Here is a 20,108-nt window from a genome sequence, read left to right on the forward strand (position 1 = left end):
CCCGGGGTTGCTCACGCCTCCCAGACGGCCGCCGCCGTACGGTCGTCCGCGTACCCCTTCACCCGGACCTGGGTGTCGGCGAGGAACTCCGCGAAGCCGGGCGGTTCGGGGGCGGACCACCGTCCGGTCAGGTGGGCGGCGAGTGCGGGTTCGCCGCGCAGCGGGTCGGCGAGGCCGCTCGTGCACATCAGGAGGGTGTCACCGGCGCGGGCGACGGAGGCGCGGAAGCGGAAGGGTTCGCGGGGCGGCTCGGGGGCCGGGTCGTAGGGGCTCGGCGGTGTGGTGATGCCGAGGTCCATGGTGAGCCGGTCGCCGTCGGGCGTCTCGGCGGGCAGCGAGCCGAAGCCGACGACGGGTTCGCCGGTGGCGTCGGTGACGCGGGGTTCGATGTCCTGCCACTCGCCGTTGCGCAGCCGGAAGAGTCCCCCCTCACCGACGCCGAAGAAGACGCGCGTACGGCACGCCGGGTCGGCGGGCAGCAGCAGACAGCGCAGCGTCGCCGCGTACTCCTCGGGCTCTATGCCCTGTTCGGCGGCGCTGGCGCGGAGTTTGCCGAGGCTGCGGTCGGTCAGACGGTGCAGCCCGGACTTCAGATCGCCGCGCCGCGCACCCCTGATGTCCTCGGAGAGTCGGGCGTGGCTGCGGCCGACGGCCCGGCCGATCCAGTGGCACGCCTCGGCGGCGGCGCGGTGCGCGCCCGGGGTGGCGCGGGCGCCGGTGGCCATGGCGACGAGGAGCAGGGCGTGGTCGCCGGTGCCGAAGCGGGCGGTGAGCAGGGAGTCGCGGCGGGGCTCGCCCCGGTAGCGGGCGGAGTCGCCGCGCAGGGAGACGGCGCGCAGGGTGCAGGCGCCGTAGTGGGCGCCGTCGAGGACGGTGTCGGCGACCAGGTCGTCGAGGTCGTCCGGGTCGGCGGGCGGCAGGGCGGTGGGTTCGGCGGCGTAGGTGGGCGGGCCGTCGCCCACGTAGGCGAGGGGGCGGGGCGGCGCGGCGGGCTCGACGGGCGGGCTCGGCCGCTCGGGGGCCGCGACCGGGGGCGGTGGAGGTGGCGGGGGTGGCGGCCCCGCGTCGGCCGGCGGTGACGCCACGGTGAAGCCGGGCGGCCTGGGCAGGCCGGCCGGGAATGTCGACGCGGGCTCCACGGCGTCCGCGTCCGCTCGTGGTGGCGGGACCGACGCACCCGTTCCCGACCGCTGGTTCACCGCCCCGGCGGCCGAGGCGAAGCGGTCGTCCAGTGAGTCGCGGGCCGCTGTCGGGCCCGTGTCGTCGGCGCGGTCACCGTACAGCTGCCTCCACCAGTCGTCCTCGCGGCCGGTGGGCTTACCCCCCTGCTGGTTCATGCCCCCAATTGTCCACCGCGGGGCGCGGATGAAAACGGGGCATCAGGAAAATCCGGCCTCGCGGGGGCCACCCGGGCGGCATGCCGGGTGAAGCCTTGAACAGCCTTGCGAGACAACGGGGGAAACACGTCGCCGGGCGGCCCCACCCCCCACGGGAGAACCGCCCGGCGACTGCCGGGTGACCCGGGCCCGGATCCCCTTCGCGCGCGTCAGCGCACGTCGTAGGCCCGGGTCACGATCTGGGTGACCGAGGCGCCGTGCGCGTCGGTCAGGACCGATCGCAGTGTGACCTGCTTTCCTGTCGCTCCGCTGTGGTTCACCGTCGCCCTCCATGTGCCGTCGCCCCGCGGCGCCGTCGGCGCCTCGGTCCAGGTCCGGCCCTCGTCGTACGAGTACGAGAGCCGCGCCCGCGTCAACTCACCGGGCTGGTGGCCCGCGTGGCCGGTCGCCGAGAGCGTGACGGTCTGTCCGTCCTCGGCGGGGAGGGTCTTCAGACCGTCCTGAGGCAGCGCGTACCACGGGAACAGCAGCGGTATGCCCTGCGAGTAGGTGTCCTCGTCGCGCGCGGAGCGGAAGGTCCAGGTGGTGACCGTGCTCGTGGAGCGGTTCCACGCCCTGGCCGGAGGGCCGATCTTGGCCGTACGGAGGGTGAGTTCGTACCTCGCGTCCGCGGCGGGGACGGTGAACATACCGAACGGGTACGGGCTTTCGCCGACGGTCTCGCCGTCCCGGAGCAGGCTCATGCTGCCGATGTCGCCGAAGCTGCCCTGCACGCCCTGGTGTTGGCCGTCGCCCCAGAAGCCCGGCGCCACGCCGATCAGGTCGCCCTGCCGTTCGGCGGCGAGCGCGGGCCGGCCGGTCTCGTCGCGCGGGGCGGCGGGGGCGAGGACGCCGCCGTACCACTCCTCGGTGCGCCGCTCGCCCTTGGCGTAGCCGCGCATGGGGTCGATCATGAACTCGCCCCACGGGAAGCTGCTGGACACCTCGTGCTCCCAGCCGGTCGTGCCGGGCGAGTGGAACTCGGTGCGCCGGAAGGGCGCGGGGACCGTCTCCAGGCCGCTGAAGTAGCCGGTCAGCCCGTTCGGGCGGGTCATGGAGGTCAGGTCGACATGGTCGGTGGCGCCGCCCGCCATGGAGTTGTACGTCGCGGTGGTGGCCGCGAGGTCCCGGTCCCGGACGCGGTAGGTACGGTCGCCACCGACCTGGCCCTTCTCGGGGAAGGCCAGGTTGTAGACGTACGGGCTCTTGGCGGTGGCCGTCCAGCGCAGGGTCACGTCCCCGGCCGTGCGCAGGGCCCTCGCCTCGTCGGCCGGGAGGGCGAGGACGGGCAGCGGGCCGCCGGTGAAGCCGGCCGACGGGTACCAGCGGCCCGGCGCGTCACGGTGGACGAGGACGGCCAGCGCCCCCGCCTCCTTCGCGCGGGTCGCGATCTCGTGGGCGCTCCCGCCGTCCGGGATCCCGACGAGCGCGATCTTCCCGGCGGCACCGGAGAGTTCCTCCGCCGTACCGGATTCGGCGTCGAAGAGGGCGGCGCGGCCGGTGCCGTCGAGGTTGGCGGAGCTGTAGGACGCGGTGGTCGGGTGCAGCGACGGGCCGCCCACGACGGCGAGTTCGGTGATCTGCGGGGCCGCCGCGCGCCAGAAGCTGTCGAACTCGAAGTCCCCGTCGGTCGCTCTGCCGGTGACGGAGGCGTAGTAGCCGCGCAGTTCGCGCCCGCCGGCCGCGGTGCCCGCGTGCAGCCAGGTGTCGTCCCAGCCGCGGGCGAATCCGAGGGTGGCGCCCCGGAGTTCGGTGGGCCGCTCGGTGCGGATGGCGAGCCGGTGGGCCTTGCGGGCGTCGAGGACGACCGTCGTGTCGTCGCGGATCTCCAGCTGCGGACGGCCCAGGTAGGTGAGCGAGTCGAGGAGCGTGCCCTCGGTCTGCGGGGTCGTGACGAAGCTGGACAGGAAGTAGGAGCCGGGGCGGATCCGGTACGTCTGGTCGGTGGCGCCCTCGTTGAAGCGGCGCTCGCCGGTCGCGTCGTCGGTGCCGATCAGGTCGACGGAGGAGGCGCCGGCGGCGGGCCGGCCGGTGCGGTCGAGCAGCTTGACGCGCAGGGTGACGGTCTCCGGCTGGACGTACAGCGCGAACGGCGTGGAGACGCGCAGGCCGTCGGTCGTGGCGAGGACGCGGCCGGTGACGTCGCCGTACTGGGCGCGCTCCAGCCGGGCCGTCGGGTCGATCCGCAGCGGGACCTCGACCGTGGCCCCCGCCGGGACGGTGACCTTGCGGGCGTCGATCCGTACGGGGTCCGAGCGGACGGTGGAGCCGTCGTTGCCGGTGACGGCGGGCACCGTCAGCTTCAACTCCACCGCCCTGTCCGTGGTGTTGGTGTAGGGCACGGCGAGAGTGGTGCGGTCGCTCGCGTCCTGCGGCCAGTGGTAGGTGCCGGCTTGCAGGGCGGCTGCGCCCAGCACCTTCTGTCCGATCGCGGCCCGCACGTCGAGGCGTCCGCCGCCGGTCTCCCGGACGTCGCCGGGGATGCCGGTGTCGGCGGAGGAGACCAGGGCCGCCTTGATCTGCCGGGCCGTCCAGTCGGGGTGGCGCTGCTTGACGATCGCCGCCGCGCCGGCGACGTGCGGGGTCGCCATCGACGTACCGCTCATCGACCGGTACGCGTACACGCCGCGCCCGCCGGCCGCCGCGGCGGAGATGCCGACGCCGGGTGCGGTGATCTCCGGCTTGAGGGTGTGCGAGCCGTACGCGGGGCCGCGGCTGGAGAAGGAGGCCGTGGAGTCGTCGCGGTCGACGGCGCCGACGGTGAGGACGCTCGGGGCGCACCCCGGTGAGGACACCGTGTTGGTGCCGGGCCCGGTGTTGCCCGCCGCGATGACGAACAGGGTGTGCTCGCTGCCGCGTGCGAGTTCCTCGGTGGCTTGGGCCATCGGGTCGGTGCAGTCGGTGCGGGCCGGGTTGCCGAGGCTCATCGAGACGACGTCGGCGCCCTGCTCGACGGCCCACTGCATGCCGGCGATGATCCATGAGGTCTCGCCGTAGCCGTAGTCGTCGAGGACCTTGCCGTTGAGGAGGTCCGCGCCGGGGGCGACGCCCTTGTTCCGGCCGTCGCTCGCGGCGCCCGTGCCGCCGACGGTGGAGGTGGTGTGGGTGCCGTGGCCGTCGTGGTCGCCGGCGTCCGGGGAGTCGGTGAAGTTCTTCGAGGCGGTGATCCGGCCGTCCAGGTCGGGGTGTTCGGCGTCGACGCCGGTGTCCAGGACGGCGACCTTCGTGCCCTTGCCGTCGTAGCCGGCGGCCCATGCCTCGGGGGCGTGCACCTGGCGGGTCGAACGGTCCAGCGTGGCCCGTACCTTGGCGTCGAGCCACAGCTTCTTCAGGTCGCCGGCCGCGCGGGAGCGGGGGCCGGCGAGGTCCGCCCAGAGGTCGGCGGCCTTCTTCTTGTCGGCCTCCAGCGCGACCCCGTCGATCGCGTCGAGGACGAGGCCGCGTTCGGCGCCGCGCGGGGTGGGCGGCACGGCCCGGGCGACGGAGCGGTCGTAGGTGGCGATCAGCGGGAGCGTCGCGCGGTGCGTGTCGTCGTAGCCCTGCCGGACCAGGCCGGTGACGTTGAACAGTTCCTCGTCGACCCGGCCGGCGGCCAGGGCCTCGATCGCACGCTCGGGGTAGACGTACAGGTCGTCGCCGGAGCGGCGGGTCTGGGTGAAGGGGGTGGTGCCGTCCGGACCGGGCAGGGCGACGGCCCCGTCCCGGGTGACGAGGACGCGGTCACCGGTGACCAGGGTGACGACGGAACCGGCGTCGGCGCCGGGGGTGGCCCGGTCGCCGGTGCCGGCCGGCGGTCTCGGCCCGGTGGCCGCGTGCGTGGGTACGGCCGGCGTCACGGCCAGGATCGCGGCGGTGGCCGCGCCCAGTGCCGTACGCGAAATCGCTCTCCCCAAGATCGCCCTCTTCCCGTGCTGCCGCTGCCCGCGAGCGCGAAAGCGCAGGCCGATGAGGCCCAACTCGGGCATTGCGGGCGGTGGTTGATGCTGCGGTGGCGACACCTTGGCAGAGTGAGCGGTGGTACCGCGATGATGTGCGGAGGCGGTTTTGCGCCGTGGCCGTTTTCCGCCACGGACCGGACACCGGTGTTCGACCTGGGGAGGAACGCGGCCCGATGCTGGGAGCGATTGGTCTCGACGAGACGCACGAGTCGGCGTACCGGGCCCTGGTGTCCGCGGGCGCCGCCGACGTCCCCGATCTCGCCAGACGGCTGACGCTCGGCGAGCACGACACCGAACGTGCCCTGCGCCGTCTGGAGCGGCACGGGCTCGCCGCCCAGTCCTCGGCCCGCCCCGGCCGCTGGGTCGCCGCGCCGCCCGGCGTGGCGCTGGGCGCGCTGCTCACCCAGCAGCGGCACGAGCTGGAGAAGGCGGAGCTGGCGGCGGCGCTGCTCGCCGAGGAGTACCGGGCGGGCGCCACCGAGACGGCCGTGCACGACCTGGTCGAGGTGGTGATCGGCGCGGCCGCGGTGGCCCAGCGCTTCCTCCAGCTCCAGCTCGGCGCGAGCGACGAGGTGTGCGCGCTGGTCACCGGCAGCCCCGTCGCCGTCACCGGCATGGAGAACGACGCCGAGGAGCAGGCCGCCGATCGCGGGGTGCGCTACCGCGTGGTCCTGGAGCGGGCGGTCCTCGATCAGCCGCACGGCGTCACCGAGCTGTCCGCCGCCCTCGGCCGCGAGGAGCGGGTCCGGGTGGTGGACCAGGTCCCGACCAAGCTGGTGATCGCCGACCGGACGCTCGCCCTGGTGCCGCTGACCTCGCACACCGGGGAGCCGGCCGCGCTGGTCGTGCACGCGAGCGGGCTGCTGGAGCTGCTCTTCGGGCTGTTCGAGTCGGTGTGGCGGGACGCGCTGCCGGTCAGCCTCGGCGGTTCCGGTGTGACCGAGCAGCAGCCGGAGGGCCCCGACGACACCGACCTGGAGGTGCTCTCCCTGCTGCTGGCCGGCCTGACCGACGCGAGCGTGGCCAAGCAGCTCGATCTGGGCCTGCGGACCGTGCAGCGCCGGGTGAAGCGGCTGATGGAGCTGAGCGGGGTGTCGACCCGGCTGCAGCTCGGTTGGCACGCGTACGAGCGGGGGTGGGTGACCCGGGAGCGGCAGGACTGACGGGCCCGGGGAGGCGCGAGGCGTGCCCCTTGCGGCTGCGCTGATCTGCGCTTTCACGTGGGCTCCGGCACTCTGGTCAGATGGGAGTCTGGGACCTCCTGCTGGTCGGTCTGGTCCTCCTGCTCGGCCTGTGCGGAGTGCTGGTGCCCGGCGTACCGGGGTCGTGGCTGGTGTGGGCCGGGGTCATGTGGTGGGCCGTGAAGGATCCCCAGCCGGTCGCGTGGTGGGTGCTCGTGGGGGCCACGGTCGCGCTGTTCCTGTCCCAGGTGGTCCGCTGGGCGCTCCCGCCACGCCGGCTGCGCCCGAACTGGGCCGGCCGCCGGATGACCGTCTACGCCGGGGCGGGGTCGTTCCTGGGCTTCTTCCTGATCCCGGTGATCGGTTCGATCCCCGGGTTCATGGCGGGCATCTACCTGGAGGAACGGCTGCGTCTGGGCAGCCACGGCGAAACGAAGGCGGCGCTGCGGACGGCGATGCACTCGGGCGGGTCGAGCGTGCTGGCGGAGCTGTTCACCTGCCAGCTGATCGCGGGGGCATGGCTGGGTGCCGTGATCTGGGGCTGATACATCGGGTCTCTCCCTCCCCGCCACTGCACTATTGACGCCCGATGACTCCTTCTCTACGTTGCGTCCCGAGATAGCTCCGATGAATCTGCATGCTGCTGTACGAGCCGCCGGGAGGCGCCATGCCCAGCCCGTCCAGACGTACCGTGCTCGCCACCGGATCCGCTCTCGGCGGGAGCCTTCTCGCCGGCGGGCTGCCCGAACAGGCGGACGCGGCCATCCCGCGGGCCGCGGCGCGGACCCGTTCCGACCCCTGGCGCACCGTCCTCGACGACGCCGACCTGGTCTGGCGCCGGATGCCGGCGACCTGGTACGAGGGCCCCTTCCTCGGCAACGGCTTCCTCGGCTGCGGCATCTACGCCGAGCCGGGCGCCGCGACGAGCGCGGTGCGCTTCAACGTCCAGCACTCCGAGGTGCAGGACCACCGTCCCGAGTTCGGTTCCCTCTTCGGGCTGGCCCGCCTCCCGATCGGCCACTTCACGCTGGAGCCGGTGGGCACGATCACCGGTCTCGACTGGCGGCTGGGGCTGCGTGACGCCGAGCTGACCGGCACGCTCACCACGGACCGGGGCACGCTCGCGCTGCGGGCCCTGGTGCACAACGACCGCTCGCTCCTCGCCGTCGAGGTCACGCCGAGCGCGGGCGAGCGCGACTTCCGGTGGGTCTTCCACCCGGCGGACGCGATCAGCCCCCGCGCGGCCTTCAAGCCGCTGCCCGACGGCTACCGGGGCAACCCGCCCGCCCGGGTCGCCGAGCACGACGGTGCGACCGCCGCCGTGCAGCCCTTACTGGCGGGCGGGCAGCACGTGACGGCGTGGCGGGAGCGGAGCAGGAGCGGGGTGCGCACGCTGTACGTCCATGTCGCGCACTCGTACCCGGGGACGTCGGCGCTGGAGCGGGCGCTGAAGGCCGTACGACGCGCGAGTCCGCTGCCCTACGCCGCCCTGGCGGTGTCGCACCGGGCCTGGTGGCACGCCTATTACCGCAAGAGCTTCCTGTCGCTGCCCGACGCCAGGATGCAGCGCTTCTACTGGATCCAGCTGTACAAGACGGCCTCCGCCGCACGCCGTGACGCCCCGGTGATGGCGACCAGCGGCCCCTGGCTGGAGCCCACTCCGTGGCCCAACACCTGGTGGAACCTCAACGCGCAGCTGGAGTACTGGCTGATCCATGGCTCCAACCACCTCGAACTCGACGCGATCACCCGGTCGTTGAGCGAGTTCCGGGACAACCTGGCCGCGGAGACGCCGGCCCCGTACCGCGCCGACTCCCTCGGCATCCCGCGCACCACCGACCCGCACCTCGTCAACGGCGCCGCCGACCCGCTCACCGGCTACGGCGTCGGCGTCCCCGGGCAGGACCCGCCCACCCCGGAGGTCGGCAACCTCATCTGGGCGCTGCACAACGTCTGGCTCAGCTACCGCCACACCATGGACGAGTCGCTTCTCCGGGACGTCCTGTTCCCCCTGCTGCGCAAGGCGGTCGCCTACTACCTGCACTTCCTGGAGCCGGGCCCGGACGGGAAGCTGCATCTGCCGGCGACGTTCTCCCCGGAGTACGGCGGGACCTCACGGGACTGCAACTACGACCTGATGCTGCTGACCTGGGGCTGCCGCACGCTCCTCGAATCGGCCGCGCTCCTCGGCATCGACGACGCCTCGGCGCCCCGCTGGCGCGAGGTGCTGGCCAAGCGGGCGCCGTACCCGACCGACGCGAACGGCTTCATGATCGGCGCGGACGTCCCCTTCGCGAAGTCCCACCGGCACTACTCCCATCTGCTCGCGGTGTATCCGCTGTACGAGCTGACGGGCCGCACGGCGGACGAACGGGCCCTGATCGAGCGGTCCCTCGCGCACTGGGTGGGCTTCGAGGGCGCGTTGCAGGGCTACACCTTCACCGGCGCGGCGTCGATGTCCGCACTGCTCGGCAAGGGCGAGGACGCCCTGCGGTACCTGGGCGAGCTGATGACCCGGTTCGTGCAGCCCAACACCATGTACAAGGAGTCGGGTCCGGTCATCGAGACACCGCTGTCGGCGGCACAGTCGCTGCACGACATGGTGTGCCAGTCCTGGGGCGGGACGATCCGCGTCTTCCCGGCCCTCCCGGACGTCTGGGCCGACGTGACGGTGCACGACTTCCGTACGCAGGGCGCATTCCTGCTGTCGGCGGTCCGCGCGGGCGGAGTCACCCGCTGGGTGCGGCTGACGAGCGAGGCGGGCGCGCCCTGCGTGGTGCGGCACGGCATCGCGGGACCGGTGGAGGTGCGGGACGGCGGGGGCCGTCCGCTGCGCCACCGGGACGCCGGTGACGGGGCGATCCGCATCGCCCTGCCGAAGGGGGACTCGGCACTGATCACGGCGCGGGGAGACCGGCCGGACCTGACGGTCGCGCCGGTCCGGCCGAACGAGGCGGCGCCCCGATGGGGGCTGGAGGACGCCTAGAGCGAGCCTTCCAGCGTCAGCAGCCGCACCTTGCGGTCGAGGCCGCCCGCGTAGCCGGTCAGTGAGCCGTCGGCGCCGATCACCCGGTGGCAGGGGCGGACGACCAGCAGCGGGTTGGCGCCGATCGCGCCGCCGACGGCCCGTACGGCGGCGCGGGGAGCGCCGATCCGCGCGGCGATCGCGCCATACGTCGTGGTGGCGCCGTAGGGCACGTCGTCGAGGGCGGCCCAGACCCGTTCCCGGAACTCGCTGCCGTTGGTGCTGAACTCCAGCTGGAACTCCTTGAGTTCACCGGCGAGGTAGGCGGCGAGCTGCTCCTCGGTCTCGCGGAAGAGCGCGGGGTCGCGCCGCCAGCCGTCCTGGACGGTCCGCCCGCCCTTCTGGCCCGGCACGGACAGCGAGGCCAGAGCGCCGGTGGCGGGGTCCGCGGTGAGGAGGAGGGGCCCGAGCGGGCTGTCGACCTCGGTCCACGGGGTGGGGGTGGCGGTGGCGGCCATGGCGGTCCTCGTGTTCGTCGTCATCACTGATCCAACTCCCCTGCTGCGCGCAGGTGTTGCAAGGCGTAGGAGCGCCAGGGGCGCCAACTGTCCGGGGTGTCCGCGCCGGGCGGGGCGACGTCCGGGTCGCCCAGGGCCCGGGTGCGGATCACGGCGATGGTGCGGGCGTCCAGGCCGGGCAGGCCGAGCAGCGCGGCGTGCGCCTCGTCCCGGTCGGCGCCCGGATCCAGCCGCACGTCGCCGTCGGCCAGGGCGGCGGTGAGCGCGCCCAGGGGACCGCGGGGCTCGGCCCCGGCGAGCACGGCCGCCTCCGGGAAGAGGTGGGTGAGGCTGCCGCAGGGCGCGTCGAGCGCCTTGCCGTACCGCCGCACCAGTTCCGCGGCCCGCCGCGGTCCCAGCAGCGCGCGTACGGCCAGTTCGTCCGCGTCGGCGGCGCCGGGCGAGCGCAGCCCGGGCCGGGCGGCGACCAGCGGAGCGAGCCGGGCGTCGGCACCGAGCCGTTCGTCGACGGCGTACGGATCGGCGTCCAGGTCGAACAGGCGCCGCAGTCGCTGTACGGCGGTGGTCAGGTCACGCAGGTCGGTGAGGTGGAGCCGGGCGTCGAGCCAGCCACCGGGGTGGGCGGCCCGGCCCTGCCCCGTGTCGCCCGCCGTCTCCTCCACCGCCACGATGGCGCTGCCGTGCGGCAGCCGCAGCGTGCGGCGGTAGGTGCGGTGCCCGGGCGGGCCGGAGACCTCCTCGATGCCGGACACGGCCTCCTCGGCCAGCAGGTCGAAGACGGCACCGGCCTGGTAGGGGCCCCGGTGGGCGAGCCGCAGGGGGATGCCGGCGGACGGTGTGGCCGTGCGCCCGGCGGACCGGCCGCCGCGTGGCGCGGCGGCGCGCAGTTCGCTCGGGGTCGAGGCGTACACCGCCCGGATCGTGTCGTTGAACTGGCGCACACTGGCGAACCCGGCCGCGAACGCGATCTCCGTGATCGGCAGATCGGTGGTCTGCAGCAGGACCCGCGCGGTGTGCGCCCGCTGGGCCCGGGCGAGTGCGACGGGGCCCGCGCCGAGCTCGGCGGTGAGCTGCCGCTGCACCTGCCGCGCGCTGTAGCCGAGCCGGGAGGCGAGTCCGGCGACGCCCTCCCGGTCGACGATCCCGTCGCCGATCAGCCGCACGGCACGGCCGACCACGTCGGCCCGCACGTTCCACGCGGCGGACCCCGGCACGGCGTCCGGCCGGCACCGCCGGCAGGCCCGGAACCCCGAGCCCTGCGCGCCGGCGGCCGTCGCGAAGAACCGTACGTTCTGCCGCTTCGGCGTGACCGCCGGGCAGCTGGGACGGCAGTAGATGCCGGTCGTCTCGACGGCGAAGAAGAACTCCCCGTCGAACCGCGCATCCCGGCTGCGCACCGCCTCGTACCTGGTGTCTTCGTCCATCACACTGCCCAGTCTCCGCCGGACGAGGACCTGCTGCTAGCGGAAATCGGACACGGCATTGCACCGTCCCCCCAGGAGGGAGCGGCACCGCCGCGTCCCTCCAGGGGCGCGGGGAACTGCGCGACCGACCACGACGCACCCGCAGCCGCCGCCCGGCAGCAGAGGCACCCCCGTAGGCGCTACCGCCACCGCCCCCGCTTCGCCTCCATCGCGGCCCGCCCCTCCGCCCCCTTCCGCTTCCAGTCGCGCTTGATCTCGGCCCGCAGCCGCGCGTCGGTCTTGGCCACGATCCACTGGTTCTCCCGCATCAGCTTGCGGTAGCTCTCCAGCCGCCGCACGGGCAGCTCACCGTCCTCGACGGCGGAGAGCACCGCGCACCCCGGCTCGCTCTCGTGCGCGCAGTCGTGGAAGCGGCAGCGCCCCGCCAGCTCCTCGATCTCCGAGAAGACCTGGCCGACGCCGGTCTCGGCGTCCCACAGCCCGACGCCGCGCAGCCCCGGTGTGTCGATGAGGACACCACCGCCGGGCAGGGCGAGGAGGTTGCGGGTGGTGGTCGTGTGGCGGCCCTTGCCGTCGACGTCACGCGCGGCCTGGACCTCCATCACGTCCTCGCCGAGCAGCGCGTTCGCTAGCGTCGACTTGCCCGCACCGGACTGCCCGAGCAGCACGGACGTACCGCCCCCGACGACCGCGTCGAGGACGTCGAGGCCGTCCCCCTGCGTGGCGCTGACGGTCAGCACGGGCACGCCCGGCGCCGCGGTCTCCACGTCCTGGACGAGGTGGGCGAGCGTCACCGCGTCCGGCACGAGGTCGGCCTTGGTGAGGACCACGACCGGCTGCGCGCCGGACTCCCACGCCAGGGCGAGGAACCGCTCGATGCGGCCGAGGTCGAGTTCGACGGCCAGCGACACCGCGACGATGGCGTGGTCGACGTTGGCGGCGAGGATCTGCCCCTCGGACCGCTTGGAGGAGGTGGAGCGTACGAACGCGGTACGGCGCGGCAGATACGTCCGTACGTAACGCGGATGGCCCGCGGGTTCGACGGCGACCCAGTCGCCCGTGCACACGACCCGCATGGGGTCGTGCGGGGTGACGAACGCCGTGTCGGCGCGTACGACACCGTCGGCGGTGACGACGTCGCACTGCCCGCGGTCGACCCGCACGACGCGCCCGGGCAGCAGCCCCTCGGCGTCGTACGGGGTGAACGCGTCGGCCCAGGCCGAGTCCCAGCCGTAGGGAGCCAACGCGGAAAAGACGGTGGTGGAAGTCAACGGGTGACCCTTCACGTGGAATGGCCCCGGCAGCCGCGCGCACAGGCGCGGAAGGAAGTGGAGTCTGGGTTCAGCCGGCGGCCACGGAGGTGGACTTGATGAACTGGATGCGGGCAGCACTCGTCGCAAAGACAGCCATGGGTCGACACCTCCTCGTACACGTCCGCCGGGCCGCGGTGACCGATCGGCCACCGCCTTGAACCGCCGTCACTTTATCCGGGGCCCCGCAAGGCCCGTCAACCGAATTTACGACGCGCAGTGGTCTCCGTTGAGCGTGAAGTCGAACGCGGGTGAGTTCTCGCTCTCCCACGAGGCCAGGAACCCGAAGGCCAGCGAGCCGCCGGCGGGGACCGTGCGGTTGTAGTCCGCGGCGGTGGCGGTGACCCGGGAGCCGTTCTGGGCGAAGCTCGCGTCCCACATCTGGCCGACCGTCTGGCCGTCGCGGAAGGACCAGCCGACACGCCAGCCGGCCAGGGCCTCCTCGGTGGTGACGGTGACGGTGGCCTGGAAGCCGTCGGGCCATTCGTTGACGAGGTCGTAGGCGACCTCGCAGGTGGGGGCGGCGCTCTCGGACGGTTCCGGGTCGTCCTCGCGGGCCGTGGCGGACTGGGTGCCCTGGGGTTCGGGCTTGGGGTTCTTCGGCTCGGGCGAGTCCTCGCGCGGGGCGCTCCGCGACGGCTCCGCGGAGTCGGGGGGCGGCTGGGTGGCGGCCGTGACCGGCAGGGAGAAGCCGGGGTCGGCGACCGGCTGGCGGTCGGACGGGTCGCCGCCCGCCGCGGCGCCGCCGCTGGAGTTGCCGCCCGGCATCATCGACACCGCGAGGGCGAGCGCGGAGACCAGGACGGCGGCGACGAGAAGGCCGCTGCGCACGACGCGTGCCTTGTGCGCGCCGGGGTCCGGCGGTCCCGCGTCCGCCGGGTCGGGGCGTCCGGCGCCCAGCCGCACCTCGGCGGCGCGGCGGCGGCGCTCCAGGTAGGCGAGGCCGCCCCAGCCGATGACTCCGCCGGCCAGCGCCCCGGGCAGCCCGCCGCCGTGCAGTCGCAGACAGGCGGCGGCCTCGGCGCAGTGGACGCAGGTGGCGAGGTGGCGGGAGAGGTCGCCGGGGGTGTCGGCGGCGGTGGAGCGGGTGACGGCGTCCAGGAGACGGGCGTAGCTGCGGCAGTGCCCGTCCATCGGGGTGTCGAGGTGGTTGCGCTGGCAGCGGTCCCGGAACACGCCGCGCACCTGGGTGAGTTCCTCGGCGAAGGTGGCCGGGTCGAGGCCGAGCCGGCGGGCCACCACGGCCTGCGGCAGCGCCTCCACCTCGGCCAGCCACAGCAGCGCCGCGTCCGGTTCCTGCATGTCGCGCAGGCCGCGCAGCGCGAGCGGGCGCTGCAGCGGGGGGCCGGCGTAGCGGGCGGCCTTGTCGGAGTTGAGCCACAGGCGCAGGTCGGGGTCCAGCTTGTGGCCGTGTCCGCTCTCCTCCCAGGCGGCCGCCGTGGTGCGCACGGCGGTCAGGAGGAGGGGTATCCGGGGCAGGCGGGCGGGGCGGCGGCCCGCGCTGCGGAAGGTCGTGGTCTCGGCCTCGCGGGCCTCACGTATGCCGGCGGAAAACGCCTCGGCGGCCAGTTGTCTGGCCGCCGAGGACCCGGCCGTGCACAGGTCGGCGTACGACAGCACGGCGTCCCAGCACTCGGAGAACAGCGCGGCCTCGGTGGCGTCCTGAGGGGTCGGCAGGTCGGGCATGAGTCTCCTGCATCCACATGCGAGGTCAACTCGCCATATTGGCAATGGAGTTGGGGGGAACCTCGCGGCAGGACATGACCCTTTCACGTTTTCAACACAACTGACAAGCGCTGTGTTCAGATGTCATGACAGACCGTGGCGGACCGGCAACTCCAGCCACACGTACGGACGCGAGCCCCGTCCGTCTCACCTATACCGGCATCCGTGCCGCCCCGACTAGACGGCCGACGGAGTCTCTTCCGCCGTCGGCTCCTGCGCCGGGAGGCTGTCCATGAACGAGCTCACCGAGAACACCGCGTTGCCGGGTCCGGGCGGGCCGTAGCCGGGGGGCGAGGACAGTCCGAAGTCCTCCATCGTCCGGCGATAGGCCTGGAGCAGCCGGATGTGGTACTCCAGCGGCGCGCCCTGCGGGTTGGCCTTGCCGAGCGGGGTGGTCGGCTCGGGGCACCAGGTGGTGAAGCGGGGCGTGATGCCGTTGGACATGAAGAAGCGCAGGCCCTCGGTGGTCGAGGCGATCGCCTCGTCGACCGTCTTGAAGCCGAAGGGCTCGGCCATCTCCACGCCCGCCACGAAGTTGGGGATCACGTTGCGCGCGCCGAAGACGTCCGCCGAGTCCAGGATCCGCTTGTGCCACTCGTCCCGGCCGACGTACCGCTCCTTGCCCGGGCAGTACATCTTGAACAGGTACTCGTCCCACACCTCGTAGTTGGGGTGGTAGATCTGCACGCCGTAGTCCTTGAAGCGCTGCACGTCGTCCTTGGGCAGCGCCTGGGCCACGACCTTGCCGATCCAGCGGCCCGGGAAGTGCTCCTCGATGGCCTTGGCGTACATGCCGTAGAAGTCGGCCTCGTCGCGGCCCTGGAGCTTGGAGGTGATGGCTCCGCCGGTGAGCGTGTACGCGGTCGACGCCTTCGCGGTGTCGTACCGGTTGATGATCTCCAGCGCCTCCAGGACCTCGTCGACGTCCTTCACACCGGTGTACGGCCGCCCGGCCGCCTTGTGCTGGCGCCAGTTGTGGTTGATGTCGCAGTACTGGCACTCCTCCTTGGCGCCGAAGTACTGGCAGACCCGGAAGACGGTGAGGTAGATCAGGTAGCCCCACTGGATGGTCGGGGCGACCTCCATCACCGACTTCCCGTTGGAGAGGGTGTGCCGGTAGTACTCGGGCATGGGCGGCACGCCGACGTCCGAGATGCGCCTGCCGTCCAGGTAGAGGCCGAGCACGCCGTGCTCGTCGGCGGCGACGCGGTAGGGCGAGGCCGGGTTCACGCGCACGGAGACGACGGTGCGGCGCAGGTCGTACGGCCCGCCGGTGAGGATGATCTCCTCCGGCGGGCGCCGCAGGGCGGCCTCGCCCAGCTCCGGCAGGGTCCCGTGGTCGAAGGAGAAGATGAAGTACGACTTCGGCTTGACCTCGCCGGACTCGTTGTCACTGAGGGCCGACGGGTCGAAGGCGACCCCGCCCCGGAGCAGATCCTCCTTGAAGACGGCTTCCCGCGGAACGTGCGGGAATCGCTCCATCAGATCCTCGACCAGTGCGGTGCGGCTGCCCATCCGTAATCTCCTCCCGGCTCAGAGCCTGTGTCATGTTCCCGGCCGGATCAGCGCGCGGCGTCTGGTGCGTGCGATCGCAAGGCGCCGGAGCGCCCTCGTGGCGGAGCCACGCGGGCGTTTCGGCAACGCGGCGAGCGTGCGTGCCAGGCGCCGCGCGCCCGGCCGGGGACATGACACAGGCTCTCTGGCGTACGACTCCTCACGGTATGCCCCTGCCGCAGCCGGGGCCGCATCGGGTCCCCTCCCGCGTGTATGTGTCATGGATCCTGCGGTCCTTTGGGACCGGGGTGACTCGGCGTGCCGGACCCGCGTGGCTCTACGCCTCCCGCGCCAATGCCGTGGGATCGACGGGGTACGCCGGCTCCTCGCCCGCCACCAGCCGTTCGGCCTCCTGCGTGACCGTGAGGCCCAGGCGGGCCGCCTCGTTGCCCTGGGAGCCGGCCAGGTGCGGGGTGATGACGGCGTTCGGCAGGTCGTACAGGGGCGAGTCGGGCGGCAGCGGCTCGGGGTCGGTGACGTCGAGGATCGCGGACAGCCGGCCGGTGCGCAGTTCGGCGATCAGCGCGTCGTGGTCGAGCAGGGCGCCGCGCGCGGTGTTGACCAGGACCGCTCCGTCGGGCATCAGGGCCAGCTCGCGGGCGCCGATGAGGTGCCGGGTCTCCTCGGTCGCGGGGGCGTGGACCGTGACGACGTCCGAGGTGCGCAGCAGGTCGTCGAGCGGCAGGAGGGGCACCCCGAGGGCGGCGGCGCCCGCCGTGTCGACGTAGGGGTCGGCGAGGGCCGGGACCAGGTCGAAGGGGCGCAGCAGTTCGATCACCCTGCGTCCGATGCGCGAGGCCCCGATGACGCCGACGCGGCGGCCGAGGTTGCCGATTCCGGGGACCAGGCCCCAGCCGGGGTGGACGCGCTCGGAGCGCAGCCGGTCGCGGGCGGCGAGGACGTCCTTGCCGGCGAGCAGGATCATGGCGAGCGTGTACTCGGCGACCGGCACGGCGTTGGCCGTCGCCGCCGAGCTGACCACGATGCCCCGCCGCCACAGCTCGGGCGTGACGATGCCCTTGACCGAGCCGGCCGAGTGCAGCACCGCGCGCAGCTTCGGGGCGGCGTCGAGGACGGCCCCCTCCAGCCGTGGGCAGCCCCAGCCGGTGACCAGGATCTCGGTGCGCGCGAGACGGTCCGCGAGGCGCGGATCCGTGAAGTCCTCGGCCACCGCGGCGGGGTCGATGTCCAGCGACTCCCGCAGTCGCGCCAGCACGCCCGGCGGGAAGACCAGCGGCACGTTCTCGGCGGACATGGCGAACAGGGCGTGCGGCCGCTCGGTCACGGACGGGCCTCCGGCTCGGCGAGGTGGGACGGAACGGATGAGGTGGAGCGGGCTGCGGTGGGGCGGGTGTGGTGGCCGTGGAAAACGGTCTCTACGGTAGGCAGCCGCGGATGAGAGGGTCAACGCGGGCACTCACCCTGGAGGACGGCGAGGATGACGGAGACGATCACCAACTGGGCGGGCAACATCACGTACACCGCCAAGGAGCTGCACCGGCCGTACTCGGTCGGCGCGGTCGCCTCGCTGGTCGCGGGAAGCGCGCGGGTGCGGGTGCTGGGCAGCGGGCACTCCTTCAACGAGATCGCCGAGCCGGGTCCCGAGGGCGTCCTGCTGTCGATCGCCGGCCTGCCCGCGGTGATCGACGTGGACCGGGCGGCCCGTACGGTGCGGGTCTCGGGCGGCGTACGGTACGCCGAACTCGCCCGCGCGGTGCACGCGCACGGCCTCGCCCTGCCCAACATGGCGTCCCTGCCGCACATCTCGGTGGCCGGCTCGGTCGCCACGGGCACCCACGGCTCGGGCATCGGCAACGGCCCGCTGGCCACGTCGGTGCGGGAGGTGGAGCTGGTCGCGGCGGACGGGTCCATGGTGACCATCGGCCGCGACGACCCGCGCTTCGGCGGCGCCGTCACCTCGTTGGGCGCCCTGGGGGTCGTCACGGCGCTGACCCTGGACCTGGAGCCGTCCTTCGAGGTCGAGCAGCACCTGTTCACCGAACTGCCGCTGGACGGGCTGGACGGGGCGGCGTTCGAGACGGTGATGTCGTCGGCGTACAGCGTGAGCCTGTTCACCGACTGGGGCGCGCCCGGCTTCCGGCAGGTGTGGCTCAAGCGGCGCACCGACCAGCCGCTGCCGGACTTCCCGTGGGCCGCGCCCGCTACCGAGAAGCTGCACCCCGTGCCGGGGATGCCCGCGGTCAACTGCACCGAGCAGTTCGGGGTACCGGGCCCGTGGCACGAGCGACTGCCGCACTTCCGGGCGGAGTTCACCCCGAGCAGTGGGGCGGAGCTCCAGTCGGAGTATCTGCTGGCGCGCGAGCACGCCCTGGACGCGCTGCACGCGGTCGACGCGATCCGGGCGACCGTCGCTCCCGTGCTCCAGACGTGCGAGGTGCGCCTGGTCGCGGCCGACGAGCAGTGGCTGAGCCCGGCCTGCGGACGGGACACGGTGGCCCTGCACTTCACCTGGGTCGAGGACACCGCGGCCGTGCTGCCGGTGGTGCGCCGGCTGGAGGAGGCGCTGACCCCCTTCGCGCCACGGCCGCACTGGGGGAAGGTGTTCGCGATGCCCGCCGAGGTCGTACGGGGCCGGTATCCGAGGCTGGCCGACTTCCGGGCGCTGGCGCGGGAGCTGGACCCGGCGGGCAAGTTCGCCAACGCGTTCGTGCGGGATATCCTCGGCGCCTGACGCGCGCCTGACCCGCGACTGATACTCGCCGGTCCCCCACCCCTGGCGCTTCCAGCGGAAAGACTTTCTACAGCCCCTTTCCTAACCCCTTGTCGAAAGTCCGCCGCACACCATAGCCTTGCGCCGCGCCGGTGCCGACGACGACCCGGCCGGAGCGAAGGGACGGGGGCACCCGGTGAAGCGCACATCACGTGACATCCGCACGGCGAACCGCTACGAGGTGCTGCGCCAGATCATCGCCGCGTCGCCCACCTCCCGGCAGGAGCTGGCGGCCGCCACCGGGCTCAGTCTCGCCACGGTCGCCACGCTCGTGGGTGAGCTGCTCGACCTCCGGATGATCACGGAGGTCGGCTTCGAGGACTCGGCGGGCGGCCGCCCCCGGGGGCTCGTGGCGGTCAACGCGTCCGGTGGCGCCCTGATCGGCGTCGACATCGCGGAGACGTACGTCCGGGTCGAGCTGTTCGATCTCGCGCTGAACGTCCTGGCCCGCGCCGACGAGGACATGCGCCCCGGCGAGAGCCGCCCCGAGCAGGTGGTCGGCCATGTCGCCGCCGCCGTCGGCTCGGTGGTGGCGCAGGCCGGGGTGGAGGGCGCGCGGGTGCTCGGTGTCGGGGTGAGCGTGCCGGGGCAGGTGGACCGGGACACCGGAGTCGCCGAGTACGCGCCCAACTGGGACTGGCACGACGTGCCGCTGCTCGACCTGCTCGCCGAGCACATCGCCTACCCGCTGTACATGGACAACCCGTTGCGCGCCAGCGCGGTGGCCGAGCTGTGGTTCGGGGCCGCGCGCGGGCGCGGGGACGCCGTGGTGGTCAACCTCGGCACCGGCGTGGGCGCGGGCCTCCTGCTCGGCGGCGGACTGCACCGGGGCGTGAGCAACAGCGCCGGCGAGTGGGGTCACACGACGCTCGTGCTGGACGGGCGGCTGTGCCACTGCGGCAACCACGGCTGCGTGGAGACGTATGTCGGCGCCCCCGGAATCATGGTGAACCTGCGGGAGCTGGCCGCGGAGAGCGCGCTGCTGCACCCGGAGGACCAGACGGCGACGATCGACGCGCTGGCCCGCGGGGTCGCGGCGCACGACCCGGTGGCGCTGAAGGTGGTCCGGGACACGGCCCGCTATCTGGGCGCCGGGATCGCCGACCTGGTGAACCTGTTCAACCCCGAAGTCGTCGTGCTCAGCAGCTGGGTCGCCGCCGCGCTCGGTGAACCGCTGCTGCACGAGGTGCGCGAGGCCGTCGCCCGGCACGCGCTGAGGCGGCCGCTGGCCGCCACCGAGATCGTCCTCTCCGCCATCCCCACCGACCCGGTGTGCCTGGGCGCGGCCACGTTCGCGCTCGAAGGGGCGCTGCAGACCGTGGGCCAGAGGACCGCCGCACCACGCACCACCCCCGCAAGGAGCCGTACCGCACCACCTTCGTGACG

Annotated in this window: 13 protein-coding genes; 5 read left to right on the top strand and 8 right to left on the bottom strand. The window is 73.5% G+C overall.

Going from position 1 to position 20,108, the window contains the following annotated elements; all coding sequences use genetic code 11:
* Positions 1-11 precede the first annotated feature (11 nt).
* Positions 12-1,337 (bottom strand): protein phosphatase 2C domain-containing protein, encoded by a 1,326-nt coding sequence (locus tag ACGFW6_RS32395; protein WP_393517893.1) that lies wholly within the window; start codon positions 1,335-1,337, stop codon positions 12-14.
* Between the two features lie 209 nt (positions 1,338-1,546).
* Positions 1,547-5,269, bottom strand: a complete 3,723-nt coding sequence (locus tag ACGFW6_RS32400) for a S8 family serine peptidase (protein WP_393517896.1) — start codon at positions 5,267-5,269, stop codon at positions 1,547-1,549.
* Between the two features lie 218 nt (positions 5,270-5,487).
* On the opposite strand from ACGFW6_RS32400, the gene ACGFW6_RS32405 reads away from it, so the two are divergent.
* From ACGFW6_RS32405 to ACGFW6_RS32415, 3 genes are all read left to right on the top strand, one after another.
* The gene (locus ACGFW6_RS32405) at positions 5,488-6,477 is read left to right on the top strand and encodes a helix-turn-helix domain-containing protein (protein ID WP_393517899.1); all 990 of its coding nucleotides are present in this window, start codon (positions 5,488-5,490) and stop codon (positions 6,475-6,477) included.
* A gap of 80 nt (positions 6,478-6,557) precedes the next feature.
* A complete protein-coding gene (locus tag ACGFW6_RS32410) occupies positions 6,558-7,040 on the top strand; it encodes a DUF456 domain-containing protein (RefSeq protein ID WP_393517902.1) in 483 nt (160 codons plus the stop codon).
* A 122-nt stretch (positions 7,041-7,162) separates the two neighbouring features.
* Positions 7,163-9,481, top strand: a complete 2,319-nt coding sequence (locus ACGFW6_RS32415) for a glycoside hydrolase family 95-like protein (protein WP_393517905.1) — start codon at positions 7,163-7,165, stop codon at positions 9,479-9,481.
* On the opposite strand, the gene ACGFW6_RS32420 is transcribed toward ACGFW6_RS32415, so the two are convergent.
* The 6 genes from ACGFW6_RS32420 to ACGFW6_RS32445 all read right to left on the bottom strand — a co-directional run bounded on the left by ACGFW6_RS32420 (position 9,478) and on the right by ACGFW6_RS32445 (position 17,276).
* Complete coding sequence (locus tag ACGFW6_RS32420; protein WP_393517908.1) at positions 9,478-10,002, bottom strand: methylated-DNA--[protein]-cysteine S-methyltransferase; 525 nt, start codon at positions 10,000-10,002, stop codon at positions 9,478-9,480. The two genes, ACGFW6_RS32415 and ACGFW6_RS32420, sit on opposite strands and share 4 nt — an antisense overlap.
* Positions 10,002-11,402 carry a bifunctional transcriptional activator/DNA repair enzyme AdaA gene (locus ACGFW6_RS32425; RefSeq protein ID WP_393517911.1) on the bottom strand — a complete coding sequence of 467 codons (1,401 nt, stop codon included), beginning with the start codon at positions 11,400-11,402 and terminating at the stop codon, positions 10,002-10,004. The genes ACGFW6_RS32420 and ACGFW6_RS32425 overlap by 1 nt, the downstream gene beginning before the upstream one ends.
* Positions 11,403-11,581: 179 nt before the next feature.
* Positions 11,582-12,673 carry a ribosome small subunit-dependent GTPase A gene (gene rsgA / locus ACGFW6_RS32430; RefSeq protein ID WP_393517914.1) on the bottom strand — a complete coding sequence of 364 codons (1,092 nt, stop codon included), beginning with the start codon at positions 12,671-12,673 and terminating at the stop codon, positions 11,582-11,584.
* Between the two features lie 246 nt (positions 12,674-12,919).
* Positions 12,920-14,398 carry a cellulose binding domain-containing protein gene (locus ACGFW6_RS32435; protein ID WP_393517917.1) on the bottom strand — a complete coding sequence of 493 codons (1,479 nt, stop codon included), beginning with the start codon at positions 14,396-14,398 and terminating at the stop codon, positions 12,920-12,922.
* 216 nt (positions 14,399-14,614) lie between these two features.
* The gene (locus tag ACGFW6_RS32440) at positions 14,615-15,952 is read right to left on the bottom strand and encodes a radical SAM protein (protein ID WP_393517920.1); all 1,338 of its coding nucleotides are present in this window, start codon (positions 15,950-15,952) and stop codon (positions 14,615-14,617) included.
* Between the two features lie 316 nt (positions 15,953-16,268).
* Positions 16,269-17,276, bottom strand: coding sequence for a hydroxyacid dehydrogenase (locus tag ACGFW6_RS32445; RefSeq protein ID WP_393517922.1), 1,008 nt, complete (start codon positions 17,274-17,276; stop codon positions 16,269-16,271).
* 153 nt (positions 17,277-17,429) lie between these two features.
* Here ACGFW6_RS32445 and ACGFW6_RS32450 point away from each other — a divergent pair, with 153 nt between their 5' ends.
* Both ACGFW6_RS32450 and ACGFW6_RS32455 read left to right on the top strand, forming a co-directional pair.
* On the top strand, positions 17,430-18,683 hold the full coding sequence (locus ACGFW6_RS32450) for an FAD-binding protein (protein ID WP_393517925.1): 1,254 nt from the start codon (positions 17,430-17,432) through the stop codon (positions 18,681-18,683).
* A gap of 175 nt (positions 18,684-18,858) precedes the next feature.
* Complete coding sequence (locus ACGFW6_RS32455; protein ID WP_393517928.1) at positions 18,859-20,106, top strand: ROK family transcriptional regulator; 1,248 nt, start codon at positions 18,859-18,861, stop codon at positions 20,104-20,106.
* Positions 20,107-20,108: the final 2 nt, after the last annotated feature.

Source organism: Streptomyces sp. Y7 (genome assembly GCF_043195415.1).
Lineage (GTDB): Bacteria > Actinomycetota > Actinomycetes > Streptomycetales > Streptomycetaceae > Streptomyces.

Bases quoted from the DNA above. Each gene is read 5' to 3' on its own strand.
- ACGFW6_RS32410 (WP_393517902.1), top strand. From the start codon at position 6,558: ATGGGAGTCTGGGACCTCCTGCTGGTCGGTCTGGTCCTCCTGCTCGGC.
- ACGFW6_RS32420 (WP_393517908.1), bottom strand. From the start codon at position 10,002: ATGACGACGAACACGAGGACCGCCATGGCCGCCACCGCCACCCCCACC.
- ACGFW6_RS32405 (WP_393517899.1), top strand. From the start codon at position 5,488: ATGCTGGGAGCGATTGGTCTCGACGAGACGCACGAGTCGGCGTACCGG.
- ACGFW6_RS32435 (WP_393517917.1), bottom strand. From the start codon at position 14,398: ATGCCCGACCTGCCGACCCCTCAGGACGCCACCGAGGCCGCGCTGTTC.
- ACGFW6_RS32425 (WP_393517911.1), bottom strand. From the start codon at position 11,402: ATGGACGAAGACACCAGGTACGAGGCGGTGCGCAGCCGGGATGCGCGG.
- ACGFW6_RS32440 (WP_393517920.1), bottom strand. From the start codon at position 15,952: ATGGGCAGCCGCACCGCACTGGTCGAGGATCTGATGGAGCGATTCCCG.
- ACGFW6_RS32415 (WP_393517905.1), top strand. From the start codon at position 7,163: ATGCCCAGCCCGTCCAGACGTACCGTGCTCGCCACCGGATCCGCTCTC.
- ACGFW6_RS32395 (WP_393517893.1), bottom strand. From the start codon at position 1,337: ATGAACCAGCAGGGGGGTAAGCCCACCGGCCGCGAGGACGACTGGTGG.
- ACGFW6_RS32450 (WP_393517925.1), top strand. From the start codon at position 17,430: ATGACGGAGACGATCACCAACTGGGCGGGCAACATCACGTACACCGCC.